The organism is Bacillus sp. FAU20, from assembly GCF_056033865.1.
Map to the genome: position 1 here is coordinate 1 of NZ_JBVYHY010000017.1, position 25,046 is coordinate 25,046.

Annotated in this window: 26 protein-coding genes; 21 read left to right on the top strand and 5 right to left on the bottom strand. The window is 34.6% G+C overall.

Going from position 1 to position 25,046, the window contains the following annotated elements:
* Positions 1 to 162 precede the first annotated feature (162 nt).
* The 4 genes from AC0OM3_RS12320 to AC0OM3_RS12335 all read left to right on the top strand — a co-directional run bounded on the left by AC0OM3_RS12320 (position 163) and on the right by AC0OM3_RS12335 (position 3,444).
* Positions 163 to 492: a PH domain-containing protein gene (locus AC0OM3_RS12320; protein WP_001004247.1), complete on the top strand. Its 330-nt coding sequence runs from the start codon at positions 163 to 165 to the stop codon at positions 490 to 492.
* A gap of 118 nt (positions 493 to 610) precedes the next feature.
* The gene (locus AC0OM3_RS12325) at positions 611 to 1,447 is read left to right on the top strand and encodes a YitT family protein (protein WP_000248039.1); all 837 of its coding nucleotides are present in this window, start codon (positions 611 to 613) and stop codon (positions 1,445 to 1,447) included.
* A 137-nt stretch (positions 1,448 to 1,584) separates the two neighbouring features.
* On the top strand, positions 1,585 to 1,941 hold the full coding sequence (locus tag AC0OM3_RS12330; RefSeq protein ID WP_001227798.1) for a YxeA family protein: 357 nt from the start codon (positions 1,585 to 1,587) through the stop codon (positions 1,939 to 1,941).
* 738 nt (positions 1,942 to 2,679) lie between these two features.
* Positions 2,680 to 3,444: a TatD family hydrolase gene (locus AC0OM3_RS12335; protein WP_000871068.1), complete on the top strand. Its 765-nt coding sequence runs from the start codon at positions 2,680 to 2,682 to the stop codon at positions 3,442 to 3,444.
* A gap of 114 nt (positions 3,445 to 3,558) precedes the next feature.
* On the opposite strand, the gene AC0OM3_RS12340 is transcribed toward AC0OM3_RS12335, so the two are convergent.
* Entirely contained in the window at positions 3,559 to 5,208 is a 1,650-nt protein-coding gene (locus AC0OM3_RS12340; protein ID WP_474212007.1) for a DUF2334 domain-containing protein, read from the bottom strand.
* Between the two features lie 250 nt (positions 5,209 to 5,458).
* On the opposite strand from AC0OM3_RS12340, the gene AC0OM3_RS12345 reads away from it, so the two are divergent.
* Positions 5,459 to 5,992, top strand: coding sequence for a transglycosylase SLT domain-containing protein (locus tag AC0OM3_RS12345; RefSeq protein ID WP_000713249.1), 534 nt, complete (start codon positions 5,459 to 5,461; stop codon positions 5,990 to 5,992).
* 11 nt (positions 5,993 to 6,003) lie between these two features.
* Here the strand turns inward: AC0OM3_RS12345 and AC0OM3_RS12350 are convergent, their stop codons facing one another.
* Both AC0OM3_RS12350 and AC0OM3_RS12355 read right to left on the bottom strand, forming a co-directional pair.
* A complete protein-coding gene (locus AC0OM3_RS12350; RefSeq protein ID WP_000381021.1) occupies positions 6,004 to 6,798 on the bottom strand; it encodes a DUF4931 domain-containing protein in 795 nt (264 codons plus the stop codon).
* 136 nt (positions 6,799 to 6,934) lie between these two features.
* Positions 6,935 to 7,063 (bottom strand): hypothetical protein, encoded by a 129-nt coding sequence (locus tag AC0OM3_RS12355; protein ID WP_001998915.1) that lies wholly within the window; start codon positions 7,061 to 7,063, stop codon positions 6,935 to 6,937.
* Between the two features lie 420 nt (positions 7,064 to 7,483).
* Between AC0OM3_RS12355 and AC0OM3_RS12360 the strand changes: the two genes are divergently transcribed.
* Positions 7,484 to 7,618 carry an RAxF-45 family protein gene (locus AC0OM3_RS12360; RefSeq protein ID WP_000830643.1) on the top strand — a complete coding sequence of 45 codons (135 nt, stop codon included), beginning with the start codon at positions 7,484 to 7,486 and terminating at the stop codon, positions 7,616 to 7,618.
* A gap of 73 nt (positions 7,619 to 7,691) precedes the next feature.
* Positions 7,692 to 9,623: a ribosomal protection-like ABC-F family protein gene (gene abc-f, locus AC0OM3_RS12365; protein ID WP_474212084.1), complete on the top strand. Its 1,932-nt coding sequence runs from the start codon at positions 7,692 to 7,694 to the stop codon at positions 9,621 to 9,623.
* A gap of 343 nt (positions 9,624 to 9,966) precedes the next feature.
* Here abc-f and AC0OM3_RS12370 read toward each other — a convergent pair whose 3' ends face one another.
* The gene (locus AC0OM3_RS12370; protein WP_000369254.1) at positions 9,967 to 10,164 is read right to left on the bottom strand and encodes a hypothetical protein; all 198 of its coding nucleotides are present in this window, start codon (positions 10,162 to 10,164) and stop codon (positions 9,967 to 9,969) included.
* 369 nt (positions 10,165 to 10,533) lie between these two features.
* On the opposite strand from AC0OM3_RS12370, the gene AC0OM3_RS12375 reads away from it, so the two are divergent.
* The 5 genes from AC0OM3_RS12375 (at position 10,534) to AC0OM3_RS12395 (ending at position 16,207) form a co-directional block, all read left to right on the top strand.
* Positions 10,534 to 12,261, top strand: a complete 1,728-nt coding sequence (locus AC0OM3_RS12375) for an ABC transporter substrate-binding protein (RefSeq protein ID WP_000730692.1) — start codon at positions 10,534 to 10,536, stop codon at positions 12,259 to 12,261.
* Between the two features lie 103 nt (positions 12,262 to 12,364).
* Positions 12,365 to 13,321: an ABC transporter permease gene (locus AC0OM3_RS12380; RefSeq protein WP_474212012.1), complete on the top strand. Its 957-nt coding sequence runs from the start codon at positions 12,365 to 12,367 to the stop codon at positions 13,319 to 13,321.
* A 12-nt stretch (positions 13,322 to 13,333) separates the two neighbouring features.
* The gene (gene opp4C / locus AC0OM3_RS12385) at positions 13,334 to 14,254 is read left to right on the top strand and encodes an oligopeptide ABC transporter permease (RefSeq protein WP_000451077.1); all 921 of its coding nucleotides are present in this window, start codon (positions 13,334 to 13,336) and stop codon (positions 14,252 to 14,254) included.
* 10 nt (positions 14,255 to 14,264) lie between these two features.
* Entirely contained in the window at positions 14,265 to 15,245 is a 981-nt protein-coding gene (locus AC0OM3_RS12390) for an ABC transporter ATP-binding protein (RefSeq protein WP_000030789.1), read from the top strand.
* On the top strand, positions 15,242 to 16,207 hold the full coding sequence (locus AC0OM3_RS12395; RefSeq protein ID WP_001294520.1) for an ABC transporter ATP-binding protein: 966 nt from the start codon (positions 15,242 to 15,244) through the stop codon (positions 16,205 to 16,207). The genes AC0OM3_RS12390 and AC0OM3_RS12395 overlap by 4 nt, the downstream gene beginning before the upstream one ends.
* 39 nt (positions 16,208 to 16,246) lie before the next feature.
* On the opposite strand, the gene AC0OM3_RS12400 is transcribed toward AC0OM3_RS12395, so the two are convergent.
* Positions 16,247 to 17,119: a Cof-type HAD-IIB family hydrolase gene (locus AC0OM3_RS12400; protein WP_000766427.1), complete on the bottom strand. Its 873-nt coding sequence runs from the start codon at positions 17,117 to 17,119 to the stop codon at positions 16,247 to 16,249.
* A 432-nt stretch (positions 17,120 to 17,551) separates the two neighbouring features.
* Between AC0OM3_RS12400 and AC0OM3_RS12405 the strand changes: the two genes are divergently transcribed.
* The 9 genes from AC0OM3_RS12405 to AC0OM3_RS12445 all read left to right on the top strand — a co-directional run bounded on the left by AC0OM3_RS12405 (position 17,552) and on the right by AC0OM3_RS12445 (position 24,826).
* The gene (locus tag AC0OM3_RS12405; RefSeq protein WP_000654250.1) at positions 17,552 to 17,668 is read left to right on the top strand and encodes a DUF3948 family protein; all 117 of its coding nucleotides are present in this window, start codon (positions 17,552 to 17,554) and stop codon (positions 17,666 to 17,668) included.
* A gap of 34 nt (positions 17,669 to 17,702) precedes the next feature.
* Positions 17,703 to 17,819 (top strand): DUF3948 family protein, encoded by a 117-nt coding sequence (locus AC0OM3_RS12410; protein ID WP_000654250.1) that lies wholly within the window; start codon positions 17,703 to 17,705, stop codon positions 17,817 to 17,819.
* A 34-nt stretch (positions 17,820 to 17,853) separates the two neighbouring features.
* A complete protein-coding gene (locus AC0OM3_RS12415) occupies positions 17,854 to 17,970 on the top strand; it encodes a DUF3948 family protein (protein ID WP_000677736.1) in 117 nt (38 codons plus the stop codon).
* 43 nt (positions 17,971 to 18,013) lie between these two features.
* A complete protein-coding gene (locus AC0OM3_RS12420; RefSeq protein ID WP_001083693.1) occupies positions 18,014 to 18,124 on the top strand; it encodes a DUF3948 family protein in 111 nt (36 codons plus the stop codon).
* Between the two features lie 394 nt (positions 18,125 to 18,518).
* Positions 18,519 to 19,637 carry a 4-hydroxyphenylpyruvate dioxygenase gene (hppD, locus tag AC0OM3_RS12425; protein WP_474212016.1) on the top strand — a complete coding sequence of 373 codons (1,119 nt, stop codon included), beginning with the start codon at positions 18,519 to 18,521 and terminating at the stop codon, positions 19,635 to 19,637.
* Between the two features lie 66 nt (positions 19,638 to 19,703).
* The gene (locus AC0OM3_RS12430; protein WP_000673997.1) at positions 19,704 to 20,660 is read left to right on the top strand and encodes a fumarylacetoacetate hydrolase family protein; all 957 of its coding nucleotides are present in this window, start codon (positions 19,704 to 19,706) and stop codon (positions 20,658 to 20,660) included.
* Positions 20,626 to 21,798, top strand: a complete 1,173-nt coding sequence (locus AC0OM3_RS12435) for a homogentisate 1,2-dioxygenase (RefSeq protein ID WP_033666536.1) — start codon at positions 20,626 to 20,628, stop codon at positions 21,796 to 21,798. Before AC0OM3_RS12430 ends, AC0OM3_RS12435 begins: the two co-directional genes overlap by 35 nt.
* Before the next feature lie 232 nt (positions 21,799 to 22,030).
* Positions 22,031 to 23,446, top strand: coding sequence for an amino acid permease (locus AC0OM3_RS12440; protein WP_000821075.1), 1,416 nt, complete (start codon positions 22,031 to 22,033; stop codon positions 23,444 to 23,446).
* Between the two features lie 108 nt (positions 23,447 to 23,554).
* A complete protein-coding gene (locus tag AC0OM3_RS12445) occupies positions 23,555 to 24,826 on the top strand; it encodes an MDR family MFS transporter (protein WP_000799727.1) in 1,272 nt (423 codons plus the stop codon).
* Positions 24,827 to 25,046 lie beyond the last annotated feature (220 nt).

Sequence of the window (25,046 nt, forward strand, 5' to 3'; positions counted from 1 at the left end):
ATCTTAATCCGTTATGTGTATAATCGCATAACGGATTATTTTTTTGAAATATCTTTGACAGGAAACGCGTTTCATACTTTATAAAGGAGTTAAACCGGTTTGTAATAATCCATGGATTCTTTTCAAGTGTTAATGCAATGAATAGAATTTGGAGGAATATGCATGAATGAACTTTTATCGAGTATGAAAAAGTATGTAGATGATGATGAAAAGATTCTGGCTTTTGTGGTAGGGATCTTTGAGAAGGATAATTTCATGTTATGTTATCAACATGGAATTTTTGTTGCCACTACTAGACGTCTCCTTTTTTACGGGAAATTTCCGTACTATCCTTCAACATTTAAAGAGTACTCATATTTGCATATAGATAGCATAGATTTTCATTCGTACTTTGAGTTTACTTATAATCATGAAACCATTCGCGCTAAGCATATTCAGAAAGGGAATGTGGAGCAATTTATCCATGCAGTTAGAGCAAATATGAATAATTAATCAACCCTCTGTTTAAACATAATATTTCAATTTTTAAGAGGGAAAATGCGGAATAAAAACCACTTCTAAACCTCTAGGAGATAGTGATACAATGTCAAATGGGGGGAGGGTATGAACTATGGTTAATCAACGTATAAAGGAAATAACACTAATTACAATTGGTTCATTATTATTCGCAATTGGTATTAATTACTTTGCAATTCCAAACCGTTTATCGGAAGGTGGAATTATTGGTTTAACGGTTGTTACGTACTACTTATTTGATTGGTCACCAGGGATTGTGAATTTTGCTATAAATGCAATTTTACTAGCTATTGGTTATAAATTTTTTGATAAGAAAACAATGATTTATACAATTTTAGGGATTGTAGAAACATCTTTGTTTTTATACGTTACAGAACATATTGAGTATCATGTAAATAGTGATACATTATTAGCAGCTTTATTTGCTGGTTTATTTGTGGGTATTGGATTAGGCTGTATGTTCAAAGCTGGAGGTACATCGGGAGGATCGGCAATCTTAGCTCAGTTAGCAAATCAATATTTAGGTTGGAGTGTAGGTAAAGGCGTACTAATTATTGATATTGTTGTAATTGCTGGTTCAGTATTTATAATAGGGCAAGAAAAGGCAATGTATACACTTGTAGCTGTGTTCATTGGAGCGAAGGTGATTGATTTCATTGTAGAAGGAATGGACACAAAAACGGCTGTTACGATTATTTCGAATCAACCAGACTTAATTCGTGAAACTATTACGAAAAATATGACACGCGGTGTTACTGTATTAGAAGGGCGCGGCGGATATACTGGTAAAAATAAAGAAGTTTTATATGTTGTTATTAATAAACAAGAGCTTGTTAAGTTAAAACAAGTTATTAGCCGGGTAGATGAAGATGCTTTCGTTGTTATACATGATGTACGTGATGTACTTGGCGGTGGCTTTAAAGCAAGCTAAAAGGTGAACGAGTAAATTCGTTCACCTTTTTTAATTCTTACAAAAATGTAAGTGTAATGTAATGAGATTCAATAGTAGATTTTATTCCCCTTTTTAAAATGGATGTATATATATCCTGCAGAGGAGGAATGTTTATTATGAGGAAAAAAATGATCACTACTATAATAGCGATGATAGTGATAGTAGTAATGTTACTGCCTACGAAACTTGGACCGGTTATCGATAAATATAATCCATTTTATAAGACGAAAGAATACTATACGGTTGTGAATACAATTGGTCAGCATATTGGTGATGAGTGGTATGAATATGAATTTATTGCATTCGATGAACGTGGTAGAGAGCAGAAAATAAAGAAAACAGTTAAGCATATGTTAAAGAGAGATGAAGCATTAAAGGTTTTTGCAAAAGGACGTTACGGTGAATCGATTGAAGAGATTGAGGTTGCAAATATTCCTATAAATGCGAAGAGCAAACTTTTAACGATGAGATAGTGAAATATACCCCCGGCTATTTTTTGTCGAAAATAAAAATACTGGGTAAGGGTATTTTTGAGGTTAATAAAAAAACCTTAGTCTATATGGACTAAGGCTTTTTTTATTATATAAAAGGGAAGGGGGTACATTGTAGTAGCATAGGTGAAAGGTATAAGAAGAGTAGCTACTAGCAATGTAATTTGGTTATGTGATTGTTCTTCTTATTTGGCTTACTTTCTAACTTTATTGTACGAAATATAAGTAAGGAGAACTATCGAATTACATTACACATAACTTACAAACATGTAAGCCTTCTGTAATGTAATTCGATAGTTAAAAGATAGTAATTTTCATATAGTGTAACTAGAAAGTCTCAATGTATTACTTTCTGTTTGTAATGAAGAATGAAAAACCAACTAATTTTTAATAATCCTCATCTGAGTAAAGATGAGGATCCTTTTTTAAACCTTACAACATTGTAAGGTTTACGTAAGTTAATTCGATAGTAAATTTGTCATATTTTTTGCATAATAGATACAGATAGAAAAATAATTAGGGATCTAGTAAGAAGGGAGAAAAATGGGATGCGTAAAGAAGAAGTAGTGAAGTTACCAATTAAAGATTTCTGTAGCTACTTTACTGTTGCCGTAGTGTGTATTGGATTATTTGATATCATAACAAACTTAATTGTTAAATAATATAGATGATAAAACAAGAAAGGAAGTCCTTTCTTGTTTTTTTTATGGGGGCATAAAGATGAAATGGATTGATAGTCATATACATGTTGATCAATATAAGGATGAAGAGAAGAACAGATTACTGAAAGAGGTGGAAAATAGTAATGAAATAAAGGGGCTTATTGCAGTATCTATGAATTATCAATCTTGTAAGGAAACGTTATCTTTAGCGAAGAACTATCCTTTTATATATCCAGCGATAGGGTTTCATCCAGAGCAACAGATTCATAAAGAAGAGTGTGAACAGATTTATAAACTTATTGAACAGAACGCAGAGGAAATTGTTGCGATTGGTGAAGTAGGTTTGCCCTATTATTTGAGGAAAGAAGATGAAAGAATTGCTGTAAATCCATACATAGTTGTATTGAAAAAATTTATAGAACTAGCTAGTAAGTATAATTTGCCGATTATATTACATGCAGTTTATGAAGATGCTGACATTGTATGTGATTTGCTAGAGAAATATAAAGTTTCACGTGCACATTTCCATTGGTTTAAAGGAAGTGATGAAACAATGAAACGGATGATGAAGAATGGTTATTATATTTCGATTACACCGGATGTTTTACATAAGGAGAAGATTAGAAAAATCGTTTCGTATTATCCACTTGAATATATGATGGTAGAAACAGATGGACCGTGGGAATTTCAAGAGGATGTTATAACGCATCCAAGAATGATTCGAGAGGTATTAAAGGAAATTAGTGTTATAAAAAACATATCTATTGATAAGGTCGCAGAAACAATATATGAAAACACAAGTCGATTTTATTTGAAAGGATAGAAGAATTATAATTTTAATAATGTAACGGAAAAAGTAAAAGTTGAATTTATTTAATAAAATGCCACGGTTTGATATATGACAAAACCACCAAGCGTTCCGCTCGGTGGTTTTGTATTAGGATTCTAATTTTTTTACACGTCTTAATAATAAGAGAAAGACAATGACGAAGAAACCAAGTATAAGGAAGAATCCATATTGTTTTATATAATCCATTACGTCGCTTGCGCTTGTTGGTTTTTCAATGTGAATGCCGTCTTTATTAGTAGTGATATGAATATCTTTCATTTTCACTTCATTTGTTTCTTTTTGTAAATCAATCCATTCTATATTTGGAATGCTTTCTAGGTCCTTTAACACTTCTTTTAATGGTTTCACACCTAAGTAAGGATGATAGAATGCTCCAATAACTCCATCGGATAATTTAGAAACAGATAGAGCACGTTCTTTCATTTTAGCAATAGTTTGTGGTTTATTTTCTTCAATAAATCCGACTGTTTCAGGCAATATTTTCATTCCATGTAAAAATGACGGAGTACTTGTATAATATGGTGAGTGCATGGATTTCCAAGTTGTATCATTTAACTGTAGTTGTCCTACATAAGTTGAAAAGTATCTTGATAATATTTCATATCCTTTTTGAGACATCGTGTAATGAGGTGCTTCAAAGGCAACAGGATATAGTTTAGCAGCTACAAGTTCTTGAATTCCTTTTTCGATATGATCTTTCGTATATTTTTCCTCAAACTCTTCCCCTTTTTTTACATATTGGTTATATGCCTCTATATTTGGAAAGTCATCTTTTGTCTTCGGTTTTTCATGTTTCGGTTGGCGAATTGGTTGATCTGTCTTTACGTCCCAAAATTCAAACCCTTCACCGGTTTCACTGTCATAAAATTGGTGAGTATAACCATGCAAAATAATTGCTGCCCCATCATTTTGCATAGAGCGTAAAAGATCGACTAGTTCGGGTTTATCTTTTAGATGTATTGTCTTTCCCGTATTTGGATCTTTATATACAGGGATGACCGTAATCATATAAGGAATTTTTTTCCCTTTTAGTAATTCAGCAATTTCTTTTAATTGATTTATATCTGCGGCCGGATGAACGTCCTCAAGACGTAAATAAGCTTCTACTTTATTTGTCGTTGGCTCTTTTCCGAAGTAAGAAAATAACATTTCACCGACGTAATGAGACATCCAGTCAAAGAGATTTGGCGTTGCAGCGTAATAAGATGTTTCATGCTGAACGATTAGTGGGTTAGTGTTATTTGAGCTTAAGGCGCTAGCAAGCACAGTTCCATTCGTATCAAATGATTGAATTAATCGTTCCGCTTCTAAAGTATTTTTTAGCTTCTTGTCTGGATATTCAATTTTATTAACTCGTATATCATCACTCTTCAATGTAATGAAAGAAAAACGCTTAGATAATTGTTCAACATTTTGTCCTAATACTAATACAGGGCCGGAGAAGTTTTCTAGAAATTGTTTCGTTTCATCGGAAAACACTTCTTTTGTTTCACCGATATAAACAATATGTGTATAGGAGGATACGTTATTAATTGAAGTTGCTTCTTTTAAGTTTTTTACGGTGATATCATTTGTAAAATGTCCTAATTGAGTATTAAGGATTTGGACATTATTTGAAACTTTATCGTCTTGTGTACTATACAAAACAAGTACTTTTGGTTTTGATGATGTTTGTGCAGAGGTGTAGGTAGGGATGAGTAGTAAAATGCTGAACAAGAGTGTTAGGCATTTTTTCATTTTGAATGCTCCTATTCTATATGTAGAGTTCAGTTTACAATTATATACAATAAATGCGTTATAGTCTATGAAAGTTACATTTTTGTACGTATTTACCAGCTGTTTTTTCACAAAATCGGTCTAAAGCATGATGATAATACGCATAGTTATTTGCTATGATAAAAGGGTAAGAGAATGATAGAATGTGGGTAATTGTAAAGGGAAGAAGGCTGAAAGGGGACAAATTTCAGCGGAGAAAGAGGTAGAGGTAGTGAAGAAATTCTTTGTAGGATTTTTAGTTGTTCTTGGAGTATATTTATATTTCCAAGGAAAGTCTGAAGGAATGGATAAGCTAGTGAATGGAACAAGCTATGTTGATTCAGAAGAAGCAAAACAGATGAAACAAATCATTATAGAGGAAGCGAAGAAAGTAAATCTTCCAGAATGGATACCTCTTGCAATTGCCGAGCATGAAAGTCGATTAAATCCAAGAAGTGTTGGAGATAATGGAACTTCATTCGGATTGTTTCAACTACACCGCGGCGGCGGGCTTGCACCAGAACATTTAACTGATGATGAGCTGAAAGATCCACGTACAAATGCGCAAATTGCAATGCCGCATTTAATGAAAGGATATAAGCGTGGGGTACAAAAAGGTTTGACTGATTTTGCATTACTGAAATATATAGCGAATACATCTGGATGGCCAGGGAATTTAGGGCCAGAGTGGACGGATAATAACATGAAGTATAACATCGGATTAGAAGATGTATACTATCGAAATAAAGGTGTAATTAAAGAGTAGGTTTTCTATACCTACTCTGTTTTTTTATGAATAATTTCATCCTTTTCTTTCGTGAAATACTGCGTGAGTTGTATTTTCACCTCTTCTAGTTTTGTAGAAACTTGCGGTATTTTATATCCTACATACAATGGTGAAACGACAAATCTAGGTACAACTTTACAAATGATTTTTCCATTTAAGTAATAGAAGAATAAGTTATAACTACTGCATCCTTTATGGAAATCTGTCAGTATGTAACGTACAGTTTGTTGAATATAAGTTGCTAGTTCATCCGTGGATTCAGTATCTTCAGTGATAATATTAAATTCAGTAAAACCGATAATAGGACGATCTGAAATATTGAGTTCAATGTGTTCGTTCTTTTGTACAATTACTCCTTGGAAGTTGTCCGGTTCTACGTTATCGAGGTAGTTTACATATTTCATTCCAATAATCTGCATGTGTGCATGATGCAAACTTCCACCTGAGAAGGGACCATGATTTTTGTATAAAATCACAGATGTGAATTCTTCATTCTTCTGTAAGTCTAACCAATGTTTAATGGAGAAACGGATTAGCGATCTCATATGTTCTTCTGTATATGTCGCAATATGATCTTCACAATTATCTGTTTCGATTAGCACTGTTTGAAATGTATCTTGTAATGTAGGAAATTTATTTTTTAACCAAATAATAGAACCATCAGTTGCTAAAATATCCGTTAAATGTTCTTTATCGCAAAATGGACATGCAGCGCTTCTATTCCGAATGCTTTCTGGTTTTTGTTTACCGATATCGTTTAAAAAATATAGTTGTTGTGTATCCATTTGTATATATGCCCCTTTAAAATATGTGTAAAAATCCCGCTTAATACATTCGGGAACAGGAGAGGGAAATCCTCTAAAGGAAATGTGGAAAAAATAAAAGACAAGATATCCTCATTACGATAGGGTACCTTGTCTTTTATTTTTTCTCTAATAGCGTGTATGGATAATATAGAACATTTTCATTATTTTTCTTTTTTCTATTTTTTATTGTGTATAAAGTAATTGCTGTGCTTGCAATTATAATAATGGCTTTCTTCATATTCATATACCCCTTTTTATTGTTGGTTTAATTCTTGGCTAACTGCTTTTGCATCGACTAAAGCGTGTAAAATCATTTTCACCATGTTCATCATATTTCTTCACTCCTTTTTATAGTTCATTTAGTTCGTTTACAACTGCTTGTCCGTTCACTAATACCTCAAAGATTGCTTTTACGATTTCTTTCATCATGTTTGTTTCCTCCTTTTGTTTGTCTCGCTTGTTTACATCTTTATTGTATAGGGAGGCATCTTTTCGTACTATCGCTTTCCATTACGTGAACATAACAGTTTTGTAAGATTTGATGTCACTTATTGAAATGTTTAGTCTATCTTCATTATTTTCAGAAAAATGACTATTCAAACATGAAATTGGAAAGTATAATAAAGAAGTAAGTATTAAATTCCGTACGAAAGGGGTGAATGAGATGAAACGTTCTTTAGCTGCGCGTGCCAAATTTTTAGATTTTATTTATTTTTGTCGTGCGATTTTTCATGATGTAGTTGTTAACGGGATACGTATGCCCTTTTTTAACAATTGCATAGTGACTATTGAACGATAGAAATCTCTTCACCCATTTTTAATAAACGTGTGAAAAGGGAGCTATTTGGCTTCCTTTTTCTATGCCGAAAACCATGGGGAATGTTTCTTTCTCATGGTTTTTTATATTGAAAGGAGTACGGAAAATGACTATTTGTAGTGTAAATAATGTAATGAAATCTTTTGGTGGAAACATCATATTTGAAAATATATCGCTTGAAATAAAGAATGGTGAACGTGTTGGGTTAGTTGGTCGTAACGGTAGTGGGAAGACAACAATCTTTGGACTTCTAACGGGAAGGGAGAGTTTGGATGCAGGAGCCATCCATATGAAGAAAGGTACACGTATTGGTCATGTCGCACAAATTCCGAAGTTTGATGAGGTCATGAATGTATATGATGTATTGAGTTCCGCTTTTAAAGTAGAAAAGGAATTAGAAAAAGAAATGCATGCTCTAGAAAAAAATATGGCGGAGGAGCAGGAACAATCTTCATTGCAAAAGCTAATGGAGAGGTACGGAATAATTCAAGAAAAATTTGCATTTCTCGGTGGTTATGAAATAGAGGCAAATATAATGAAGGTAGCAAATGGCTTACAAGTAACAGACTTATTTCCAAGAGTATTTACGGAATTAAGTGGAGGAGAACAGACGAAAGTTAGCCTTGCATATATGTTATTGCAGAAACCAGATTTACTTCTATTAGATGAACCAACAAATCATTTAGATTTGTTTGCAGTTGAATGGTTAGAGAAATTTTTAAAAGAATATATTGGAACAGTTATGGTTATTTCACACGATCGCTATTTCCTTGATGAAGTTGTAACGAAAATTTTTGATTTGGAAGATGGAGAGATTCACGTGTACCATACGAATTATTCTCAGTTCGTCGAGGAGAAGGAAGAAAGATTACTTCAAGAGTTTCAAGCTTATCAAGAGCAGCAAAAGAAAATAAAGAAAATGAAAGAAGCAATTAAGCGCCTACGTGAATGGGCAAATCAAGCGAATCCTCCGAATGAAGGATTGCATAAGAGAGCAAGAAGTATGGAACGTGCACTGGAACGGATGGAGAAACTAAAAAAACCTATTTTAGAACGAAAACAAATGGGACTTCAGTTTGAAGGGCAAGAGAGAAGTGGGAAAGATGTTGTTGTAATGAAAGAAGTGAGTAAGGGATTTGCTGACCACCCCTTATTTAACGAAGTGAATTTACATGTTCGTTTTCAAGAGCGTGCGGCCATCGTTGGTCGTAATGGTACAGGAAAGACAACGCTACTAAAATTATTATTAGAAGAAATAGAACCAGACGCGGGAGAAATTCTAATTGGTAGTAGTGTGAAAATCGGTTATTTATCCCAGCATGCGTACGGAAATATGAAGAGTAATGTATTAGAGGCTTTTAGAGAATATGTAGCTGTAACAGAGGGAGAAGCGAGACATATATTAGCTAAGTTTTTATTTTATGGTCCAGCGGTGTTTAAGAAAGTAACGCAACTGAGCGGTGGAGAAAGAATGAGGTTAAGACTTGCGCAACTTATGTATCAAGACATCAATTTTCTAATTTTAGATGAGCCGACAAACCATCTTGATATTGAATCAAGGGAAGTTTTAGAGGAAGCCCTTGAGCAATATAATGGGACGATTTTAGCTGTTTCACACGATCGTTATTTTTTAAATAAGTTATTTGAAAAGACGTACTGGATTGATGGATGCCAATTATTTGAGTTTGCAGGAAACTATGCATGGGCTCGTCAAAAGTGGGAGGAAAAGCTTGAGAAGCAAGTAATAAAGCAGAAACGCCAAGGGAGAAAAAGTGTTGAAACGGTTCTTGTAAAAGAGAAAGAAGCTAGGAATCTTGAAGAGATTGAAAATGAGTTAATGCATGTAGAAGAAGATATATATGCAATAGAATGTGAAATGGAACATGTAGCTGATGTTGAAAGACTTGAAAAATTATATGAGGAAAAAACGAAGAAAGAGTTGTTACGAGCGAAGTTATATAGTGATTTAGAGAATATTGTGGAGTAAAGAGTAGAAAGCCACTTCCTTTCATTTTTGTTGGAGGAAGTTGCTTTTTTCATAATGATATTTTGCTTTAAAGATTAAATGAAGCGGTGTGTTTCACGTGAAACAGTAACTTAGATAAATCCGTGTTCCTCAATTTGCATAGTTTGTGAAACATATGAAAATGATAAGGTGAAAAAGAAATGTCATTAGTGGCTTTTCGATAGGAGTAATTACAAAAACAAAGGCTAATTATTTCCCGAGAGATAAAGTGAAACTTTAATCAGTGGGGGTTTTACTGCCCGGCAAATAGCGGGATAAATATGTATAAAAGAGACTAGTGAATGAAAACGAAAAGAGAGCAAAGTTACAGCTTTACGCGCTGAACTCTGCTCTCTTTTTGCGTGGCATCTTCTCTCGTTGAAATTATAATAGCGATCCCGAGCATGATAAAAAAAGCTAAAAAGAGGACGAACTTTGGGAAGAACGGGAATAGTAATAGCGCTCCGACTATCATAATTGTTAATAATACGTAGTGCAGGACGTATTGGAATAGGTTGTCCATATTTTCGCCCCCTTTTTGGTAATTGGTTATTAGTATTCTATGTTTCATGTTGAAGGAATAGAAGTAGATTTTTAAGTTTTTTAATACGAATTATAGCTGAGTTTTCTTAAAGTATAAATGTAGAGTGATAATTTTGTAAAAATTCTCAAAATATTTATTTAGAAAGAATTGACAAAACATAATGAACGATATAAGCTAATAACCATAAAGTCTACCGGAAAGGTCGGAATAAGATTGTTACCCCTCAAAAACATCTATTTTTTTACGATTAAAACCGACTTTTCCGATTGGCTATAAATGTTGCTGTGGGAGGCATACATAAGGTAATTCGTTCAGAGGGTATAATCATAAAAAGTTAGGGTGGGGACAATGAAGAAAAAGACAAAAAAATGGGCTGGTGTATTTTCGGTATTAATGAGTAGTTCGCTTGTGTTGTCTGCTTGTGGGGGACAGGAGGACGCGGCTTCTACAGAGCCGGTTAAACAGCAGGATTTAAAAAATGTGAAAATTGAAAAGATCGCTGCGACAGATAAAACGAAAGTGCCAGACAAAGCGAAGAATAGAAAAGATACGTTAGTAGTTGGTATTAGTAAGCCAGGCGGCGTATTTTTGCCATACTTCCAACAAAATGGTTGGGATGGAAACGTAACTTCAGTTATTTTTGCATCTCTCGTATCAACCGATAAACAAGGGAAACCAATTCCAGAATTAGCTGAGAAGTGGGACGTTTCTTCTGATCAGTTAACATATACATTCCATTTACGTAAAGATTTGAAATTTAGTGATGGATCGCCATTAACGGCGGATGATGTAGCTTTCACATTGACGCTTTTACATGATAAGGCATATGAAGGTGAAGTAGATATCTCTCAATATGCGGTTAAAGGTGGTAAAGAATATAAGGAAGGAAAAGCAACTTCAATTGAAGGTATTCAAGTTGTTGATCCACAAACAATTAAAATTACAACTGAAAAAGTGAATTCACAAGCTATATTTGTTTTAGGAGGTACAGTACTATCAAAAGCTTATTATGGAAAAGATTATAAGCAAAATACAAGCTTAGATTACTTAAAAGATTTATATGGAAAGCCATTAGCTGCGGGTCCATATAAATTTGAAAAGTATATTCCAGGTCAAGAAGTTCGTTTTGTAGCAAACGAAAATTATTATGCGGGTAAACCAAAAATTCAAAACTTCATTTATAAAATTACTTCTGGTGATACGAAGCTTCAGTTATTCCAAACAGGAGAAGTTGACCATACTGGCTTAGGTACTGGTGATGAGGTTCTTGAACAGGCTAAGGCTTTAGAATTCGCCAATATCCAAATCGAAACAGCACCGTCATTTAGTTATATTTATATGAATAATAATAAGCCTTACTTAAAGGATAAAAAGGTTCGCCAAGCACTTATTTACGGATTAGACCGCAAAAAATATGTTGATACAGCGTTAAAAGGATACGGTACAGTAGCCAATGTACCAATTCATCCAACTTCTTGGGCTTATACGGAAGAAGGAGTTAATAAATACGAATACGATAAAGAAAAAGCGAAAAAATTATTAGATGAAGCAGGGTGGAAAGTTGGTTCGGATGGAATTCGTGAAAAAGATGGTCAAAAATTAAAACTTTCTTATTTCGGTCCAAGTTCGGCTAAAGATAGTGATTTATTAATTCCGATTGCGAAAGAGAATTATAAAGAAATAGGTGTAGAGTTTAATCCTGAATTTATGGACTTTAATACGATGCTTTCTAAGGTAAACAAAGGGGATTATGATTTAGCTTCTGTTTCGACACCGATTACAAGTGATCCGAGTGAAACAGCTGGTGAATATTTGTCTACTGCAAATGAAACTAGTCTTGGTTATAAGAATGCAAAAGTAGATGAGCTAATTCAAAAAGGTATTGAAACTGTAGATATCGAAAAGCGTAAACCTATTTATAAAGAATTGTATAAAGAATTAAGTGATGATCCACCAGTAATTCTATTAAACTACCGTAGAACAATTACTGGTTATAACGGGAATATAAAAGGAATTGATCCTGAAAAGTACAACAGTATTAGTGCAAACTTACCAGTATTATCATTTGAAAAATAACGATAAGAATGTATAAGTAGAAGACATTTTTTCATTCGGTTAGTAATGTGCCGCTTTGAAAAAATGTTCTTCTATTTTAAGCATAAGATTGGAGAGAAAAAGGGTGAAAACATATATTGTTCGTAGGTTGTTACAAATGATTCCTACACTGCTTGGTACATCAATTATTATCTTCGTCCTGTTCGCACTTCTTCCTGGGGATTATATTGATTCAAACCCGAAAATTACACCGGAAAGAGCAGCTGAACTGAGGGAGTTATATGGGTTGAACAAACCAATTGTTGAGCGTTATTTTCATTGGTTAGGTAGTGCATTGCAAGGGGACTTTGGCTTCTCGCTTCAATATCAAGAGCCTGTAACGTCATTATTAAATAAATTTATTTGGAATTCTTTTAGTGTAGCAATTATTGCATTGTTTTTTATTTGGCTAATTGCACTTATTATCGGTGTATTCTCGGCGACGAAGCAACATTCTTTATTCGATAAACTTGTAACAATCGGTGTTTTTGCAGCAATGTCATTTCCTTCATTCTTTATCGGTTTGTTTTTAATTAAGGTGTTTGCGGTTGACTTTAAGTTATTACCGATAGGTGGAATGATTGATGTTGGCAGTAATTCAACAGGATTTGCTTACGTGATAGAAGTTGCAAAACATATGATTTTACCAGTATTTATTTTGACACTTCTTGGGGTCGGCTCGCTAACTCGTTATTTTAGAACAAGTATGTTAGAGGTTGTAAGACAAGATTACATACGAACAGCAAGAGCGAAAGGTTTGAAGGAGAAGACGGTTATTTATAAGCATGCATTAAAAAATGCAATTTTACCGGCAATTACGTTATTAGCATTTGAATTACCTGGATTGTTTTCTGGGGCAATTATTATTGAACAAATTTTTAACTGGCCAGGGATTGGTAATATTCAATTAGAAGCATTAAATTTCCGTGACTATACAGTATTGATGGCATTTACGATGTTTCTTTCTTGTTTAACAATCGTTTCAAACTTTTTAGCAGATATCGTATATGCAGTTGTTGATCCAAGAATTCGGTTGAAGTAAGGGGGGAAAGAAATGGAGACTGTTACAGTAATTACAGAAAAAAAAGAAAAAAAGAGAAGAAATGAATCATCACCATGGCGACAAGCTTTTAAAAAGATAAAGAAAAATAAGATGGCACTTGTAGGGTTTTATGCATTAATTTTTATGTTTTTATTTTGTTTTATCGGTCCGTTCTTTTCTCCATATGCATCAGGAAAAATACAAGTTGCGCTCATTAACAAACCACCTAGTTTTTCTCATTGGCTTGGTACAGATCAATTAGGAAGAGATATTTTAACAAGGCTTATGCAAGCGGGACGTATTTCATTAACCATTGGTTTAGCTTCAATGGTTTTATCGGTTATACTTGGAGCTTTATTAGGAGCGATTGCAGGTTTTTATCGTGGTATTGTGGACAATATTATTATGCGACTTGCAGATATTTTAATGTCGATGCCAGGATTACCGTTACTTATTATAATGGGTGCGATTTTATCAGAGTGGAAAGTACCGTCTGATTATCGTTTGTATGTCATTATGATTATTTTAAGTTTAGTAGGTTGGCCAGGGCTTGCACGCCTTGTAAGAGGGCAAATTTTATCACTTAGGGAGCAAGCATTTATGCAAGCTGCGGATGTGTTAGGAATAAAAGATTACCGGAAAATTATATATCACTTAATACCTAATGTTTTACCCATTTTAATTGTCGTATCTACATTAGGTGTTGCAGGTTCTATTTTGGGAGAATCCGCACTAAGTTACTTAGGTCTCGGAGTCGTTCCACCTACACCATCATGGGGGAACATGATTAGCGCAGCTAACTCATTAATCGATTTCCAAAAGCGTCCATGGTTATGGATTCCGCCTGGTTTTGCAATCTTTATAACAGTTGTATCAATTAATTTACTTGGTGATGCACTTCGTGATGCATTAGATCCAAAGATGAGACGGTAGGTGAGGAGATATGAGTAAAGCGGTAGTAGAGCTGAAAGATTTACAAACACACTTTCAGACAGAAGAAGGGACAGTAAAAGCTGTGAATCATGTTAGTTTTTCTGTTCGAGAAGGTGAAACTGTTTGTGTTGTAGGTGAATCTGGTTGCGGAAAAAGTGTAACGGCGTTATCTATTATGGGACTTATTGCTGAATCAGGCAGTGTAGTAGGTGGAGATATTTTATATGAAGGAAAAAGTCTTTTAGGAATGAAAGAGAAAGAGCTTCGTAGTTTACGAGGGAATGATATTGCGATGATTTTCCAAGAACCGATGACATCGCTAAACCCCGTCTTCACTGTAGGAGAGCAAATTGTAGAAACGTTAAGGGAGCATGAATTACTTAGTAAAAATGAAGCATATAAGAAGGCAATTGAGTTAATTCGTAAAGTTGGCATAGCCCGCGCTGATGAAATCGTCCATTCTTATCCGCATGAACTGAGTGGCGGGATGTTACAACGTATTATGATTGCTGTTGCACTTAGTTGTAATCCTAAGTTATTAATTGCGGATGAACCAACAACAGCTCTTGATGTTACTATTCAGGCTCAAATATTGGATCTACTAAGACAAGTGAAAGAAGAATTTAAAACGTCGATTTTATTAATTACACATGACTTAGGTGTCGTAGCGGAAATGGCTGATTATGTTGTCGTTATGTATGGCGGGAAAGTTATTGAAGAAGCCCCAGTACTAGAGATATTCCAAAATCCAAAACATCCTTATACGAAAGGATTATTGAAATCAAAACCAGTAATGGGAAAACGAATAGATAAACTATATTCTATTCCAGGGCAAGTTCCGAATTTAGTTGGTTTAGGTGAGTTTTGCTACTTTAGTGGGCGTTGTGAGCATTGTATGGAAATATGTGAAAAAGAAGCCCCAAATCTAAATGTAAATGATGAAAATCATAAAGTAGCTTGCTGGCTATATGAGGAGCGTGCGGAACAATGAGTGAACCATTATTAGAGGTGAAAAATCTAAAGACATATTTTCCAATCAAGGGTGGCGTATTTAGTAGAACAATTGGGCATGTAAAAGCGGTTGATGGAGTAAGTTTTACTATTAATAAAGGTGAAGTGTTTGGTCTCGTTGGCGAATCAGGGAGCGGAAAAACAACAATAGGAAAAACAATTTTACGCCTCGTTCAAAAAACGGAGGGAGAAGTGAAGTTTAAAGGGAAAGATGTTCATTCTTTATCCAAGGATGAATTAAGAAAACATCGCCCTAATATGCAGCTCGTTTTCCAAGATCCATTTAGCTCATTAAATCCGAGAATGAGAATTGGAGAAGCGCTTGGAGAGCCAATGTTGGCCCACGGATTAGCGACGAAAGAAAATGTTCGTGAAAAGGTAATTGAAGTATTGGAGTTATGTGGGTTAGCTCCTTATCATATTGACCGGTATCCCCATGAGTTTTCTGGTGGACAACGTCAGCGTATCGTAATCGCAAGAGCTATGGTATTAAATCCGGAATTTATTGTAGCTGATGAACCTGTGGCGGCACTAGATGTATCTATCCAAGCACAAATTATTAATTTATTTAGTGAGTTACAAGAGAAAAAGGGATTATCTTATTTATTCATTTCGCATGATTTAAGTGTAGTAGAACATTTATGTACGAAAATCGGAATTATGTATTTAGGTACGATTGTGGAGACAGCACCGCGTGATGAGTTATTTACCAATCCGCTACATCCTTATACGAAAGCATTGTTATCAGCTGTTCCAATACCAGATCCAACAGTGAAGCGAGAGCGAATTATACTAGAAGGGGATATTCCAAGTCCAGCAAATCCACCTTCGGGCTGTCGTTTTCATACACGTTGCCCATTTGCAACGGATGTTTGTAAAAAAACAGTACCAGAATTCCGTAATGTTGGTGAGGAGCATTTTGTTGCTTGTCATCACGTATAAAAGAAAAGGACCCTTTCAAATGGAAAGAGTCCTTTTCTTTTATTTACTAGATGAAGTTTGTTTCAATACAAATTGCTCAATTGCGTGAGCAACACCATGTTCATTGTTTGTTAATGTTACAACATCACATAGTTTTTTTACATCTTCTTCAGCATTTCCCATCGCAACTGATAAGCCAGCTACTTGTAACATTGGCACATCATTAAAGTTGTCCCCGATTGCAATAGTATCTTCAATTGGTATATTGAAATAAGCAGCCATTTCTTGTAGACCGTTTCCTTTATGACCAAGCTTATCCATAATTTCTACATTAGTAGGAGCTGATGCTGTAACCGAAATATCAGTGTCTTCTTGTAACATACTTAATAGCTGTGCACGATGCGTTGCATTAAATGTCAAAATGAAGAATTTAGATATTTCTAATTCTGGATTATTTACAACATCTTCAATTTTTTGGAAATCAGTAATTAAGTTTGATTTCTTTTGTTTTTCTGTAATTCTCTCAAGCTCCTCAAGTGTAACATCTAATGCATGCTTGTTCTCTTCGAAAGCTTGCATGACTTGATCTTGCCATGTATATGGAGAATAAACTCCTTTATTCGTATATAGCTTATAAGGAAAACCTTCAGATTCTAGTAATTTTGCAAGCTTGTATACTTTATCGTTTTGTAAACAACGCGAGTTAATTACTTTTCCATCCACATAAACAATTGCCCCATTGCTTGCTCCGACTGGAAGAGATAATTTATATTCTTCCAATAGTTTTAAAGCATCCTCTTTCGCACGACCAGAACAGATCATTACAATATGACCGGCTTCTTGTGCAGTTTGGATTGCTTGTAGGTTTTCTTTGGAGATTTCAAGATTAGATGATAGTAGTGTACCATCCATATCTAATGCGATTAATTTCAAAATGACCACCTCTTTGTTTTTATTATACATAGTTATATAGAGGAAACATATAAACTTATCTTGGAAAGACGGTATTTTATCTCATATTAAAAGTAAGTAAAGATTAGATAGGTTTAGTGGCACTAAATAAACAATTTGTAACAAAAATAGAGAGGAATATGGATACATTTCACTTTATGACTGTAATGTTACGCGAATGTTACAAACGTGGACTTAGTGAAAAATGCATTAAATAAAGGTTTTTGAGGGTTGTTATAAAAAAACGTAAAAAAAGTGTAATAAATTTTACGTAATTATATTGCAACGTAATAATAGTTATGTTACATTAATGTTACAAACATTACGTTATCAAATTTAATGTAACGTTAACATAAAAACTATGAAATAAACATTTCTTAGAAATTACATATAGATAACTTATAAAAAAGGAGAATGAAAGATATGAAAGAGCAAGTATTACAAGTAACAAAAGGTGACTTCGTAGGATCAGCAAGTGGAGCGGTAGTATTAACAGCATTAATCGTATTTTTATCAAGCGTATTAGTATAATAGAAGTTTTGTAATAAAAGAAAAAGAGAGGAGAATGAAAGATATGAAAGAGCAAGTATTACAAGTAACAAAAGGTGACTTCGTAGGATCAGCAAGTGGAGCGGTAGTATTAACAGCATTAATCGTATTTTTATCAAGCGTATTAGTATAATAGAAGTTTTGTAATAAAAGAAAAAGAGAGGAGAATGAAAGGTATGAAAGAGCAAGTATTACAAGTAACAAAAGGTGACTTCGTAGGATCAGCAAGTGGGGCAGTAGTATTAACAGCGTTAATCGTATTTCTATCAAGCGTATTAGTATAATAGAAGTTTTAAATCAAACAAAAAAGGAAGGAGAATGAGGGATATGAACAGTGAACAAGTGTTTCAAGTAACAAAAACAGATTTATTAGGATCCTTAGGTGGAGCGGTAATAGTAACATCATTTATTCTATTCCTTGCAAATGTATTAGTATGAGATATATAAATACAATCATTCAAAAAAAATAAAGACTCTAACGTATTGGTAAGTAGTTAATATGTTGGAGTCTTTTTTATATTCTTCTTATATACCCTCAAGTATTAAAGTTACCTCATTATCCAGCATTCAATGCTAATTAAACGCTGCGGTTGAAACTTGATTCAACGAATAATCAAAAATCCATTGAATAAAATCAAGCTGTATTTCAAAGAGAAAAAAGTCGAATTTTATATGTAAGAAAAAAAAGAGGAATTTGACAGAAAAGATAGAAAATTTTAAAGGTCAGAATTTGTTAGCTTGCTAACTAATTTCTATTAATTAATGTTGGAAGCGTTTTCGGTTGGTTTTAAGTATGGACCATTTAATCTATTTACAGGGGGATGAAGATATTATGAAACAAAAATCTATGGATACGCTAGCTGCACAAATGGAGGACTTTTTTCCAGTACGTGATGTAGATCATTTGGAATTTTACGTAGGGAATGCAAAGCAATCGAGTTATTATCTTGCGAGAGCGTTCGGATTCAAAATTGTAGCTTACTCTGGATTAGAAACTGGAAACCGTGAAAAGGTATCTTATGTTCTTGTGCAAAAAAATATGCGTTTCGTTGTGTCTGGAGCTTTAAGTAGTGAAAATCGTATTGCAGAGTTTGTAAAGACTCATGGTGATGGCGTGAAGGATGTGGCACTACTTGTTGATGATGTTGATAAAGCATACTCAGAAGCAGTGAAACGTGGTGCCGTCGCAATTGCTCCACCACAGGAATTAACAGATGATGAAGGTACATTGAAAAAAGCAGTTATTGGTACGTATGGTGATACAATTCATACGCTTGTAGAGCGTAAAAATTATAAAGGGGCATTTATGCCAGGATTCCAAAAGGTAGAATTTAATATTCCATTTGAAGAGTCTGGTTTAATTGCTGTTGATCATGTAGTTGGTAATGTTGAAAAAATGGAAGAGTGGGTTAGTTATTACGAGAATGTTATGGGCTTTAAACAAATGATTCATTTTGATGATGACGATATTAGTACAGAGTATTCGGCGTTAATGTCGAAAGTTATGACGAATGGAAGTCGTATTAAGTTTCCTATTAACGAACCAGCAGACGGAAAGAGAAAGTCACAAATTCAAGAGTATCTAGAATTCTATAATGGAGCTGGTGTACAACATCTTGCTTTATTAACAAGTGATATTGTTAAAACAGTTGAAGCGCTTCGTGCAAATGGGGTGGAGTTTTTAGATACACCTGATACTTATTATGATGAGTTAACTGCACGAGTTGGAAAAATTGATGAAGAAATTGATAAGTTAAAAGAATTAAAGATCTTAGTAGATCGTGATGATGAAGGTTACTTACTACAAATCTTTACGAAACCAATTGTAGATCGCCCGACTTTATTTATTGAAATCATTCAACGTAAAGGTTCTCGTGGATTTGGTGAAGGAAACTTTAAAGCGTTATTCGAATCAATTGAAAGAGAACAAGAGCGTCGCGGGAACTTATAAGATTTGTATCCACCAGCAAAAGTCCCTTTGCTGGTGGAAATTTCATTTTTATAAGGAGGAATCAGGATGAAATTTGTTACATTTCGTCTTCCTTCAAAAGAACTACGAGCTGGATGGCTTGAAGGTGACAAAGTAATAGATATGAATCTTGCTAGTGAAGGAGAAATCCCTTCTTCTATGATGGCTTTTTTAGAGAAAGCAGATGAGTATGTAGAAGTAGTGCGGAATATTAAGAATCCAAATAAGGGTATATATGCTTTAGAAGAAGTACAATTGACAGCTGCTCTTCCTAATCCGAGTAGTATTCGAGATTTTTACGCATTTGAACAACATGTAAAAACAGCTCGCGGACGAAGAGGATTAGATGTTGTGCCTGAATGGTATGATATTCCGGTTTTTTATTTTACTAATCATCGTGCTGTAATTGGTTCCGGTGATTTTGTAATTGGTCCGAAAAAGTCTAAAAAGCTTGATTATGAGTTGGAGATTGCTTGCGTAATAGGAAAAGAAGGGCGAAATATTTCTCGTGAGCAAGCAGAGGAATATATTTTTGGTTATTGTATTATGAACGACTGGAGTGCGAGAGACTTACAAGCAACAGAAATGAAAGTAGGTCTCGGTCCAGCGAAAGGAAAAGACTTTGCAACTTCTTTAGGAGCACATCTCGTTACGAAAGAGGAATTAGACGTTTATCGTAATGGTGATCGATATAATTTAGAAATGACTGCTCATGTAAATGGAAAACTATTATCAAAGGGAAACTTCCAAGATATTTACTATACATTTGCTGAAATGATTGAACGTGCTTCAGAGGACGTTACGTTATATCCAGGAGATGTGATTGGTTCTGGGACAGTAGGAACAGGATGTATTTTAGAACTGGGTACAGAAGAGTGGCTACAAGATGGAGATGTTGTAGAACTGTCGATTACTGGTTTAGGTACACTACGTAATACGATCAAAAAAGAAAAGGAAGCGGGTGATGGGCATGTTTTATCGTCACATGGGAGAACTACCTCATAAACGACATGTACAATTTCGTAAAAAAGATGGATCGCTTTATCGTGAACAGGTAATGGGAACAAAAGGTTTTTCTGGTACGCAGTCTATTTTGTATCATCATTATATGCCAACAGAAGTAGGTCATTCTGCATTATCGCATTCTTGTCAGTTGCAGTATGAAGAGGATGTTGCTCTTTCTCATCGCCACTTTCGAACGAAAGAAAGTAAAAAAAGTGGTGATGCAATAAGTGGACGGAATTTCATACTTGGAAATGAAGATTTGTTAATTGGAGTAGTGAGTCCAACAGAAAAAATGGATTATTTCTATCGTAATGGTGATGGCGACGAAATGTTATTTGTTCATTATGGAACAGGAAAAATTGAAACGATGTTTGGAACGATTCACTATAGAAAAGGCGACTATGTAACGATTCCAATTGGAACGATTTATCGTGTTATTCCAGATGAAGGAGAGACTAAGTTTCTTGTTGTAGAGGCAAATAGCCAAATTACAACGCCGCGTCGTTATCGAAATGAATACGGACAATTGTTAGAGCATAGTCCGTTTTGTGAAAGAGATCTTCGTGGTCCAGAAAAATTAGAGACATATGATGAAAAAGGTGATTTTGTCGTAATGACAAAATCAAGAGGCTATATGCATAAACATGTTTTAGGACACCACCCATTAGATGTTGTTGGATGGGATGGCTATTTATATCCGTGGGTATTTAATGTAGAGGATTTTGAACCAATTACAGGGCGCATTCATCAGCCACCGCCAGTACATCAAACATTTGAAGGACATAATTTTGTTATTTGCTCTTTCGTACCACGTTTATACGATTATCATCCAGAGTCAATTCCAGCACCATATTATCATAGTAATGTTAATAGTGATGAAGTTCTTTACTATGTAGAAGGAAACTTTATGAGTCGCAAAGGTGTGGAAGAAGGTTCTATTACACTTCATCCGAGCGGGATTCCCCATGGACCGCATCCGGGGAAAACAGAGGCAAGTATAGGGAAGAAAGAGACGCTTGAATTAGCTGTTATGATAGACACATTCCGTCCGCTTCGTATTGTAAAACAAGCACATGAAACAGAAGATGAAAAGTATATGTATAGCTGGATTGAACAAGGTTCATATACTGTGAAATAAGTAAAAAAAGCATGCTCTCAATAAGGGAGCATGCCTTTTTTGTGGAATCGACATGTGTAATAATACCAAAAAGAGTTGTCGAAAGATATATAGAAAGAATGATAAGGATCGTGCATATTTAGAAGAATTTCTACTTGTTTCGACAAAAGTATTGACTAGGAAAAGCGTAATGAGTAAAATAAAAAAGCGAATTAAAAATTTTCAGAAAATTTAAAACTTGGAGGAGTGAAAGATGAAGCGAATTTTTCAAAAGAAGCCAATTGCAAAGTTAATGCAAGAAAGTAAGCAAAAAACGTTAGCAAGAACATTGGGCGCGCTAGATTTAACTATGCTTGGAATCGGAGCAATTGTTGGAACTGGTATTTTTGTTCTAACGGGTGTTGTGGCAGCGAAACATTCTGGGCCAGCTATTATATTATCATTTGCGATTGCCGCTCTAGCTTGTGCCTTTGCTGCATTTTGTTATGCTGAATTTGCTTCTTCAGTTCCTGTCTCGGGCAGTGTGTATACGTATACATACGCGACGATGGGGGAAGTATTCGCATTTTTAATTGGCTGGGATTTAATGCTGGAATATTTACTTGCTACATCTGCTGTAGCGAACGGTTGGTCTGCATATTTTCAATCTTTATTAAAGGGGTTTGGAATTCATATCCCGACTATTCTCTCCTCGGCTCCTGGTACAGGTAAGGGTGGAATAATTGATCTACCTGCAGTTCTAATTATTTTAGTGATGACAGTTCTTTTATCTAGGGGTGTTCGTGAAAGTGCACGAGTAAATAACATTATGGTATTTATTAAAATAGCAGTTGTTCTTATTTTTATCTTTGCTGGTTTTAATTATGTGAAACCTGAAAACTGGACGCCTTTTATGCCATTTGGTTTAGATGGTGTAATGGCTGGAGCGGCTACAGTATTTTTCGCATTTATAGGATTTGATGCAGTTTCAACAGCGGCAGAAGAAGTGAAACGTCCGCAACGTGATTTACCAATTGGTATTATTGCATCGTTATTAATTTGTACAGTTCTTTATATCGTTGTTTCGCTTATTTTGACAGGAATTGTTCCATACGGGCAGCTAAATATATCAGATCCAGTTGCTTTCGCACTTCAATTTATTGGACAAGATGGTTTAGCGGGGGTAATTTCAGTAGGAGCAATTACAGGAATTACAACAGTAATGCTAGTTATGATGTATGGGCAAGTTCGTGTTTCTTATGCGATGAGCCGAGATGGTTTACTGCCGAAGCGTCTAGCTAAAGTTCATCCGAAATTTAAAACGCCATTTTTAAATACATGGACAACGGGAATTATTGCGGCACTGATTTCAGGATTAATAGATTTAAATGTTTTAGCGCATCTTGTAAATATGGGGACATTGTCAGCATTTGCACTCGTAGCTGTTGCGGTAATCGTAATGAGAAGAACTCATCCAGACTTACCAAGGGCATTTAAGGCTCCGCTTGTACCATTTTTACCAGCATTAACAGTGATTTTCTGTTTATACTTAATGCTTCAATTATCGGGGACAGCGTGGATTAGTTTTGGGATATGGATGGTTATTGGTATAGCGGTTTACTTCTTATATAGCCGAAAACATAGTGCTTTAAATAATAGTAAAAAAGAAGAAGATGTTGCAAATTTATAAGCGAAAAAAATCCATTCTAATTCTGTTAGAATGGATTTTTTATTTGAAAATTTACATTTTTCTGAACTTATTATAAGATAATTGTTGGCTAACTAAAGGGGTGGAATGATGAAAAATACGTGGCGTGAGTTAAGGGAGATGGACCGTAACGTATGGATTCGATTTATTGGAGAGACGTTAAATGGAATTGCAATGATGATGTTAATGCCTTTTTTTGCATTATATTTAAAAGATAAGGTAGATTCGTTGTTGGAAGTTGGGGTTATTATGGCGCTTTCTCCAATTGCTGCAAGCTTTGGATCACTTATAGGAGGGAGAATTGCTGACATATATGGAAGAAAGCCTATTATGATATTTTCTATGGCAAGTAATGCATTATTAATGCTCGGTTTTCTATTTATAGAAGGATTTATTCCATATGCAATTTTATCTATTTTTTTAGGGTTGAGTAATTCTTTATTTCATCCAGCTGCATCAGCTATGGTCGCAGATGTAACGGTACCAGAAAAAAGAACAGAGGCATATGGTTTATTACGAATGGGACACAATATAGGTGCTGCGATTGGTCCGATAATGGGAGCATCAGTAGTTGTGTTGTCAAAGAACCTTGTGTTTATTATTGCCTCTTCTACAATGCTATTTTATGCGTTACTTGTATTACTTCTTATTCAAGAGACGATGCCAAAAAGGACAGATAGGGAAGAACATAAAGAAAAGGAATCTGGAGCAGTTTGGAAAATTGTAATGCAAGATAAGGCATTAATGATTTACTTATTAGCAGGTATTATCATTTCGATGGGGTTTTCTCAAACCGAAGGCATGTTGCCACTACATTTTGATAATGAAATGAAGCGTATTTTTGGAACGAATAATCCATATCCATATTTAATGGCGTTAAACGGACTATTAGTTGTTTTATTCCAGTTTCAAATTTCAAAATGGGCTACGGATAAACCAGTCGGGAAGACGATGTTATATGGTGCATGTTTATTCGGGATTGGATTATTTTTTATAGGGTGGTTACCGAAGTGGTTTGGAGAATTTAATACAAATGCTACAATTATTTTAATAACACTACTGTTCGTTTATGCTATATATACGTTAGGCGAAATGATTATGTCGCCTGTACAGATGACATTTGTAGCAAATTTGGCCCCTGAGCATTTGAGAGGGACTTATATGGGAGCTGCAAGTTTGCAGTGGATTACAGGAAGCGCATTTGGTCCACTTTTGGGAGGTTTTTTATTAGATCGATTACTTGGTCACTTTCTATTTACAATTTTAGCTGTAGGATGTGTAGTTGCAGGTATTGTATATGTTTCTTTAGATCGCCTTGTGGAGCAAAGGCAAAAAGACACACTAACCAAACAATCTTCTTAGTGAATAGGTGACATACACAAAAAAGGGGATTTCTACATATTTTAGGTACATAACTAGATTAGATTGCCATTTTATTTTGTGTAGCTATATAGAAAATGAAATGAAAAACCAATAAGTGATGTTATTTAATTATTTATGGAAGTTACATTTTATTTCAAATAGGAACTACCTATTTTTATAAAAAGTGCTAAAATAGAAAAATGAAAACAATTGGTTAGGG

Coding starts and splice junctions, on each gene's coding strand:
- AC0OM3_RS12320 (WP_001004247.1), top strand. CDS start 163: ATGAATGAACTTTTATCGAGTATGAAAAAGTATGTAGATGATGATGAA.
- AC0OM3_RS12325 (WP_000248039.1), top strand. CDS start 611: ATGGTTAATCAACGTATAAAGGAAATAACACTAATTACAATTGGTTCA.
- AC0OM3_RS12330 (WP_001227798.1), top strand. CDS start 1,585: ATGAGGAAAAAAATGATCACTACTATAATAGCGATGATAGTGATAGTA.
- AC0OM3_RS12335 (WP_000871068.1), top strand. CDS start 2,680: ATGAAATGGATTGATAGTCATATACATGTTGATCAATATAAGGATGAA.
- AC0OM3_RS12340 (WP_474212007.1), bottom strand. CDS start 5,208: ATGAAAAAATGCCTAACACTCTTGTTCAGCATTTTACTACTCATCCCT.
- AC0OM3_RS12350 (WP_000381021.1), bottom strand. CDS start 6,798: ATGGATACACAACAACTATATTTTTTAAACGATATCGGTAAACAAAAA.
- AC0OM3_RS12355 (WP_001998915.1), bottom strand. CDS start 7,063: ATGAATATGAAGAAAGCCATTATTATAATTGCAAGCACAGCAATTACT.
- AC0OM3_RS12360 (WP_000830643.1), top strand. CDS start 7,484: ATGAAACGTTCTTTAGCTGCGCGTGCCAAATTTTTAGATTTTATTTAT.
- abc-f (WP_474212084.1), top strand. CDS start 7,692: ATGGGGAATGTTTCTTTCTCATGGTTTTTTATATTGAAAGGAGTACGG.
- AC0OM3_RS12370 (WP_000369254.1), bottom strand. CDS start 10,164: ATGGACAACCTATTCCAATACGTCCTGCACTACGTATTATTAACAATT.
- AC0OM3_RS12375 (WP_000730692.1), top strand. CDS start 10,534: ATGAAGAAAAAGACAAAAAAATGGGCTGGTGTATTTTCGGTATTAATG.
- opp4C (WP_000451077.1), top strand. CDS start 13,334: ATGGAGACTGTTACAGTAATTACAGAAAAAAAAGAAAAAAAGAGAAGA.
- AC0OM3_RS12390 (WP_000030789.1), top strand. CDS start 14,265: ATGAGTAAAGCGGTAGTAGAGCTGAAAGATTTACAAACACACTTTCAG.
- AC0OM3_RS12395 (WP_001294520.1), top strand. CDS start 15,242: ATGAGTGAACCATTATTAGAGGTGAAAAATCTAAAGACATATTTTCCA.
- AC0OM3_RS12405 (WP_000654250.1), top strand. CDS start 17,552: ATGAAAGATATGAAAGAGCAAGTATTACAAGTAACAAAAGGTGACTTC.
- AC0OM3_RS12410 (WP_000654250.1), top strand. CDS start 17,703: ATGAAAGATATGAAAGAGCAAGTATTACAAGTAACAAAAGGTGACTTC.
- AC0OM3_RS12415 (WP_000677736.1), top strand. CDS start 17,854: ATGAAAGGTATGAAAGAGCAAGTATTACAAGTAACAAAAGGTGACTTC.
- AC0OM3_RS12420 (WP_001083693.1), top strand. CDS start 18,014: ATGAACAGTGAACAAGTGTTTCAAGTAACAAAAACAGATTTATTAGGA.
- hppD (WP_474212016.1), top strand. CDS start 18,519: ATGAAACAAAAATCTATGGATACGCTAGCTGCACAAATGGAGGACTTT.
- AC0OM3_RS12430 (WP_000673997.1), top strand. CDS start 19,704: ATGAAATTTGTTACATTTCGTCTTCCTTCAAAAGAACTACGAGCTGGA.
- AC0OM3_RS12435 (WP_033666536.1), top strand. CDS start 20,626: ATGTTTTATCGTCACATGGGAGAACTACCTCATAAACGACATGTACAA.
- AC0OM3_RS12440 (WP_000821075.1), top strand. CDS start 22,031: ATGAAGCGAATTTTTCAAAAGAAGCCAATTGCAAAGTTAATGCAAGAA.
- AC0OM3_RS12445 (WP_000799727.1), top strand. CDS start 23,555: ATGAAAAATACGTGGCGTGAGTTAAGGGAGATGGACCGTAACGTATGG.